Origin of the sequence: Staphylococcus sp. HMSC13A10 (assembly GCF_001808005.1) — a bacterium.
GTDB lineage: Bacteria > Bacillota > Bacilli > Staphylococcales > Staphylococcaceae > Staphylococcus > Staphylococcus pasteuri.
Genome location: NZ_KV791849.1, coordinates 1 through 6606 on the forward strand (window position 1 = coordinate 1; position 6606 = coordinate 6606).

6 protein-coding genes and 1 pseudogene are annotated in these 6606 nt (G+C 30.0%); 3 read left to right on the forward strand and 4 right to left on the reverse strand.

The window, feature by feature from the left end:
* Window positions 1–304: 304 nt before the first annotated feature.
* A pseudogene (locus HMPREF3125_RS03850) lies at window positions 305–1217 on the forward strand (replication initiator protein A).
* Here the strand turns inward: HMPREF3125_RS03850 and HMPREF3125_RS03855 are convergent.
* The 4 genes from HMPREF3125_RS03855 to HMPREF3125_RS03870 all read right to left on the reverse strand — a co-directional run bounded on the left by HMPREF3125_RS03855 (window position 1208) and on the right by HMPREF3125_RS03870 (window position 3899).
* Window positions 1208–1777: a replication protein gene (locus HMPREF3125_RS03855; protein ID WP_000159079.1), complete on the reverse strand. Its 570-nt coding sequence runs from the start codon at window positions 1775–1777 to the stop codon at window positions 1208–1210. The pseudogene HMPREF3125_RS03850 and the gene HMPREF3125_RS03855 overlap by 10 nt on opposite strands.
* Before the next feature lie 123 nt (window positions 1778–1900).
* Window positions 1901–2503, reverse strand: a complete 603-nt coding sequence (locus HMPREF3125_RS03860) for a hypothetical protein (RefSeq protein ID WP_001233000.1) — start codon at window positions 2501–2503, stop codon at window positions 1901–1903.
* Entirely contained in the window at window positions 2503–3579 is a 1077-nt protein-coding gene (locus tag HMPREF3125_RS03865; RefSeq protein WP_000125496.1) for an ATP-binding protein, read from the reverse strand. Before HMPREF3125_RS03865 ends, HMPREF3125_RS03860 begins: the two co-directional genes overlap by 1 nt.
* Window positions 3579–3899 (reverse strand): hypothetical protein, encoded by a 321-nt coding sequence (locus HMPREF3125_RS03870; RefSeq protein ID WP_000701704.1) that lies wholly within the window; start codon window positions 3897–3899, stop codon window positions 3579–3581. Before HMPREF3125_RS03870 ends, HMPREF3125_RS03865 begins: the two co-directional genes overlap by 1 nt.
* Window positions 3900–4047: 148 nt before the next feature.
* Between HMPREF3125_RS03870 and HMPREF3125_RS03875 the strand changes: the two genes are divergently transcribed.
* Entirely contained in the window at window positions 4048–5247 is a 1200-nt protein-coding gene (locus HMPREF3125_RS03875; protein WP_070452038.1) for a hypothetical protein, read from the forward strand.
* A gap of 41 nt (window positions 5248–5288) precedes the next feature.
* Window positions 5289–6104, forward strand: a complete 816-nt coding sequence (locus HMPREF3125_RS03880; protein WP_001832799.1) for a hypothetical protein — start codon at window positions 5289–5291, stop codon at window positions 6102–6104.
* Window positions 6105–6606: the final 502 nt, after the last annotated feature.

The window sequence follows — 6606 nt, forward strand, 5'->3', positions numbered from 1 at the left end:
AATTGGGTTTTTGTTACATGTAACATGTTACTTATAAGAAGTTACATAATTTATTGTTTCTTCTTTTTTACTTTGTTACTATTAACTTAGATTTTAATAAAGTAAAAAGCGTTTAGTCGTTGGCCCGACTAAACGCTTTAGGTAATAAACGCTAACATATATACTCTAAATGATGCGTTGTTTATATAATAAGTACATATAATTATATAGTATAAACAATATGACTTCAAGAATGAGATATTATTAAATATAATAACGCGTCTTATTACCTCTATCTAAATATGAAAAAGAAGAGGTTTATATTATGTCAAAATTCAAAAAAATTTCTGCTAGTGAATTTGAAACATCTCGTTTTTACCAACTCCCAAAATTTTTATTTGAAGATGGTCATTTTTCTAAAATGACAACTGACGCAAAGGTTATGTATGCTCTATTAAAAGATCGTTTTGAATTATCCAAAATCAATAACTGGATTGATGAAGAAAATAATATATATCTACTATATACAAATAAACAATTATGTTCCATTTTACAATACGGAGAACCTAAAATTATCAAATTGAAAAAAGAGCTAGAAAAATTCAATTTAATTATAAATGAAAGACAAGGACTAAATAGACCTAACAAAATATACCTTTTAGAACCTAGTTATGACAAGGAACTAACAAATCGTAAGTTCCAGAACAAACAAATTATTAGTTCAAGAACTAACAATTTGTAAGTCTAATGATACTGATATTAATGATACTGAGAATAAAGAAACTGAGAATAATGATACGTATGATATGAATGATAGTGAACATATAGCCAACCCTAATACTTCTCATTCGAATCATCCAAATCATCAATCTAATGAATTTGATAATAATGCCTTAAAATATCATTTACTTCAAGAAATTCCCGATCAACTTCAAACCTATTTAAATAACTTTGAAGTTGATGAAATACAAATTATTAAAAGTGTCATACTTAAAGCTAAATCATCATTTAATAATGAAAAGAATACAGTATACATGTTAGAAGATATTGAGTTTGAGATGATTAATGTGCTCAAACGTTTTAAAGCAACATTAATTCAAAAAAGCGAAAGTGTCGAAGCCATGCAAGGTTATTTAATGCGTTCAATTAAAACAGAACTCGAAGAAATGCATTCCTTAAATATGCGACGTCAAAACGCGCCACAAAACCATATATTCGACACATCACACTATTTATGATTGAACGTATGTCGCCTTGAATCTAAATATTTCGCAAAAAAATACGTCCGTTGGATAATCAAATTTAAATAAGATGGATGATGTTGTCGCGCATACATCACTAGATCTTGAAATTCTATAAAATTGTGATTTTCAATCATATCAATAATGTTATTAAACACTTCGGACTGACCTTGATCTAATAAAAATTGGTTTAAGTCAAAACCACAACCACTTTCAATATCATTGATATCATAAAGCGTTTTATCTGAATTAGAGGCATGAATAAAATAATCAAACATGCCCTTAGGAGACATAATAATTTCAATATGCCTCGGTGTATTTAAGTGTTGTTGAAGTAGTTCAGAGACTTGAGAATAACTTTTTAAAGAATCAAAGAATAAAGCACCGTGTTTATGTGATTTTTTGATTAATCCCGTTGATTGATCTATATCTTGATTGTGCCACGGGCTTAAAATATAAGGAATATGCATCTGTTCCAAAATATCTTGATAGTTAGATGGCGTGCTTTCTTCATATATTAAAAAAGCCCACTTATTCGAACGCTTATCTTTCGTCATCATGGACATCCTTTCTGTGATTATTGATTAATGATGCCATGGGGGGTCGTAGTAACCCCATGGCACTGTTAAGATACACATGCGTTGTGTTTATCACTTCGTGTACCACAACGCATGTGTATCTTAACGTTTGTGGCCTGCAAACCATAGATAACGATGATGACGTTGAGGTTTTGAAAAGTAATAATTCGGGTGCATATGTGTAATTTCTTCATGAATTTGAGGTTCAATCTTTTTTAATATATCGTGAGCTTGCTGTTTCCGGGGAATTTTAATTGCCACACGGACTTCATTTTGACGAACATCAACGAGCGATTTTCCAACCATTTTATTAAAGTATTGCTGGACAGAATTTGTTTTACTTTTGCCGTTATTTTGCCAATCCTGAGTCGTGTCTGTGTCAACATCTTGTTTAAGATAATGTCGTAAAACCATTGTGTGATAAACAGATTTGATATGATTCGTGAGTTGATCTTTCAATAAACGAATCATTAAATCGATAACTATTAACATCAATGCTAAGACTAATAAGTAAAATGTAAGTTGATATACACCATTTGAAATGATTGTGATATAGTGTGTGACGTTTCGCGTATCGATAATATCAATTTGAGACACAATAAAGTTTAATAGGACAAAGAGTTTACTAACCATAACTGTCAAAATAGCGAACAGGAACAAGTAAATGATAATATCATACACACGCATGAAATAGGTTTTCCTCATCACAATACACCTGCTTTCGTATAGTAAGTCGGACATAACAAGGGTAAGACTTGATAGGGAGATTCACTATCAATCACTTGGATTAGACCTGTCCCTTTACCAATGGGTATCACAATACCTTCTGGATCTAAATCGGGGAATAAAAATTGTGTGGTTTTTTTATTAATATTACCGATTTGAATCAGCACATTGAGTTGTTCTCTAACGGAAACCGGGATGGTTTGATGATCAAATCGTTGAGACACCAGTAATAAATGAACTTTGGTGGCACGACCTAATAAAGCAATTTGAGATAGTAATGAAAAGAACGCGTCTTTAATGGTCTTATTCACACCTTCAGCTAAAGCGAGCACTTCATCAATCACAATGGTTAGGTGATCAAATTGATAGTCTGGATCGTCATAAAGAATGGTTTGTCGTTGTTGAATAACTTGAAGGCAATGACTTAAGTTTTCATTAATTTCAGATAAAAAATCAGACTTAGATCGATTTTGATGAGGGTGAATCACAGTAATATCATGAATACGTGCCCAACGGCTCGGTGTATCAAACTTAGGGTCAACAATAATGAGTTCTGATATCGGTTTTAATACACTTAGTAAGTACGTCAGCATATAAGATTTACCACTGCCTGAATTACCTGCGATCGCTATAGATGTAATGTTTTGATAGTTTAAAGTTAATTGTTTCATGATCGGAATTTGTTGATTCGTTAGAGACGACGTAAAACGATCTAAATCAGAAATCACTAAGCGTTCTGATATCCCTTGTTGCCATGGGAAAAACAAAGCGCGTTGCGTATGAATATCGTCGGTATCCATAGGTACGAAATACGCAGAATTCTGTTTTAACAATGTGAATTTGGGATATAAAGCTGCACTCGCAATGAGAAATATTTTTTGATATAAGTCATCGTCCACAATATAGCCTGCAGGCAGGCGAGGAAGAAAGTAAAAACCTTCTTCCGTGACCTTGCAGGTGAAACTATTGGTATAACTGGTTTCGCCTTGCATCATGGATCCTAGTGCCATATTTAAGCTTTGTAGGAGATATTGTTCGAGCTCTTTGGCTGTCATTATTTAACCTCCTTCAGATCTGAAGCTTTGAAGTAAACATCATAACGGACTTCACAAGCTTCTAAATGATCAAAAGTAATGACGCTCATATAATTAGGTAATGTCACTTCATTTTCGAATTTAACTGTGAAGGGCGGTAAGCCTTCTTGAACAAACCAGGCTTTATACGCAATAATTTCTCCGGTAGGCTGATTATTCTCAAAACGCTGTTGCGGATAAAGTTCTGTACTTAAGCTATAAATGGGTTTTTTATTATCAATATAATTGGAAGCTATTTCAGTTGAATAGCCACCTTTTTTGAAATTAGATTGAATTTTCATGTGAAACATCCTTTCTATCCTATTGATGCGCATCGTTTAGGAAATATAAATAGAATTAATCAAAGATATCTGTGATTGATTAAATTTTCGCAAATGAAGTGATAAAATAATAGGTGAAAAAATTTATTCGGTTTTTGGAGGTAATAGCGTGATTATCATTAATAACAAAGGAATCAATGACTTAGATTTTAATTATTGGATGAATAATCAATTAACTGATGACAATATCGAAGAAATTTTAGAGGGGTCTGATTTAAGTATGGAACAAGAAATTTTTAAAAGTAATTATAAAAAATTCTTGGAGATAGATGGCAAAAAGGAAAGATGGTATTCTCTGGAAGAAGCTGCGTATATTATTAATGGGAATTATTTTTCAATTTATGAGGAAGATAGCAAAAAGCGAAGTGTCACAACAGACTATGTAAAAAATAAAAGTAATGATATCTTAAATAATATAGAAAATGGAACAAACCAAAATTGGAATAAATATCATTACCCACAAAAAAGGAAGTTTGCATTCAAAAAAGTAAAGTATGTTAATGAAGATATGATCGATGAAATATTAAGAGATGATGTAACAAAACCTGAAAAAATAAAACGAGGTAATATATCAATCGAAGAGTTGCTACCTAATCAAAATAGAATAGCAAAATATATTAGACAGAATGAGAATATACATAATAAAAGTATAATGATAGATTACCTAAATCAATTAAGTGATACACTGGCAAAATCATTAGACGACGTACGTTATTTTTCAAATAAACTATCATTATTTAAATCTGTTATCAAAGATTCTAGAGAAACAGCACAAAATATACATAGGGATCACGATATAGATAATAAAGAAAAATATGAACTTCTGAAAAAAGAATATAGTAATTTTTTAGAAAACTGTATACGTTTTTCTAATGAATATTTAGATATACTAGATATCAAAAATATTTTTAATATTTTTGATACTAAGAAAATTGTTTTAAATATGTCTTATTATACGAAAATGTGGGAGGTTCCTGATATTAATAATGAACAACCGATAAATAATAATTTACAAAAGTTTGTTGATTTGAAAAAGAAGAAGTATTTAAATAATGTACATTGGAGTAAAAATAAGATACTTAAACAATTAAATGAAATTGAAGTTAAACCCGTTACTTTAAAAGATGGTACTAGTGAAACAGAACGCGTGGCAGAGTGGATGTATAGAAATAAAACAAAAGTTGTTTATGAAATTATAAATAAAGAATTTGATGATGTTTATGATTTACTTAACGGTATGTTGAAGTCTGAATACACAGAACTTATGGGCTATATGAGAATATGGCATAACTTAAGCAAAAATTTATAAGTCTTAGTAACCTGTTATACACTTTAATTGGAGGAGTTAACGTGTATTTCAAAAATATGGATTTCTTGATTGACCTATACAAGAATTTTAACGAAGTAGGGATTTTTGCAGTAATATATATTATATATGCGCTTATTCAAATTCTAAGTCAAAATATTTTATATAAAAGACAAAAGATGGAAAGAGTAAAAACACTGATAATCAATATAATTTTATACATATTTATAACACTAGTAGCATTAATGTACTTGTTAGCAATGATTTTTTATTCACTCAGTGCATATCCTAAAGAAGAAGTGATTAAATATATAACAGATTGGGATAAAATTAGTTTGCCAGCTATATTACTTGTTCTTTATTCGTTATTATTCCCTATTTTTATATTTCCATTTGTAGGAAAACGACGTAGAAAAAACTATTTTGCAGAAAATGTAAATAATTGTATTATTGAAAGAGAAATTATAGATAGAGTGAGTATTAATGGTAGAGATAAATTAATTCTAAAAGATGCCTTAGGATATCAGACAGAAAAAGATATAACAGGAATAAAGGATTTAAAAATTAGTACATCTCAAAAAAAATCTTGGTTAACGTTAGAAGACATTAAAATAGCTACGATGAGTCTAAGAGATAAACAATTACTGTTAAAAATGATTATAGGTTTAATAATATTTGGGGTCCCTACAGGGTATTTTGTGTGGAACTTCATCAGTGTCGTTGATGATTGGGATAGAATAATGCACGCAAATGATATATTTATGTATATGGGTCTTTTCACGTTACCATTAATGGTAACAGTTGAGTTATATGTAGTTGCATTTATTATTACCAAAAATTTATTTAAAAAGAAAAAATGATAACAAATTTAGATTAAGAGAAAATAACTTATCAAAGGTCGTATATTAGAACATGATATATATAGTTCGCCTATCTATCAAGAATCAATCTAGTCGCAGAGAGGGATCATTACTTTGCTAATCATTTTCGTTAATTGGACTATAACATTGGTTGGTGGAGAAATGTAAAAGACTATTATTATTGATTTTGTAGGATTTTTTTGGTTAATAAGTCTTTTCTTATACTATCAACAATACGGTAATTAGCTTGTCAAAGGATTTTACTCTTTCCAATCAATTGTGGATTTGTATCGGTGTAGAAAGTATTTTGTACCAAGCGTCTACCTGCTTTATTTCTAATGAAAAATCAGTTAGTAAATCTTTAATCATTTTTCTCTTAGAAAACCAATTTGAACGGTTCTGAGAAATATAATATAAAGATAAAAAATTGACATATGATTTATACAGTGCTAAAATTTAAAATGTATATAGGAGAGGTCTTGCCACAAGTAGACATTGAAAA

Coding starts and splice junctions, on each gene's coding strand:
- HMPREF3125_RS03855 (WP_000159079.1), bottom strand. CDS start 1,777: ATGACGAAAGATAAGCGTTCGAATAAGTGGGCTTTTTTAATATATGAA.
- HMPREF3125_RS03860 (WP_001233000.1), bottom strand. CDS start 2,503: ATGAGGAAAACCTATTTCATGCGTGTGTATGATATTATCATTTACTTG.
- HMPREF3125_RS03865 (WP_000125496.1), bottom strand. CDS start 3,579: ATGACAGCCAAAGAGCTCGAACAATATCTCCTACAAAGCTTAAATATG.
- HMPREF3125_RS03870 (WP_000701704.1), bottom strand. CDS start 3,899: ATGAAAATTCAATCTAATTTCAAAAAAGGTGGCTATTCAACTGAAATA.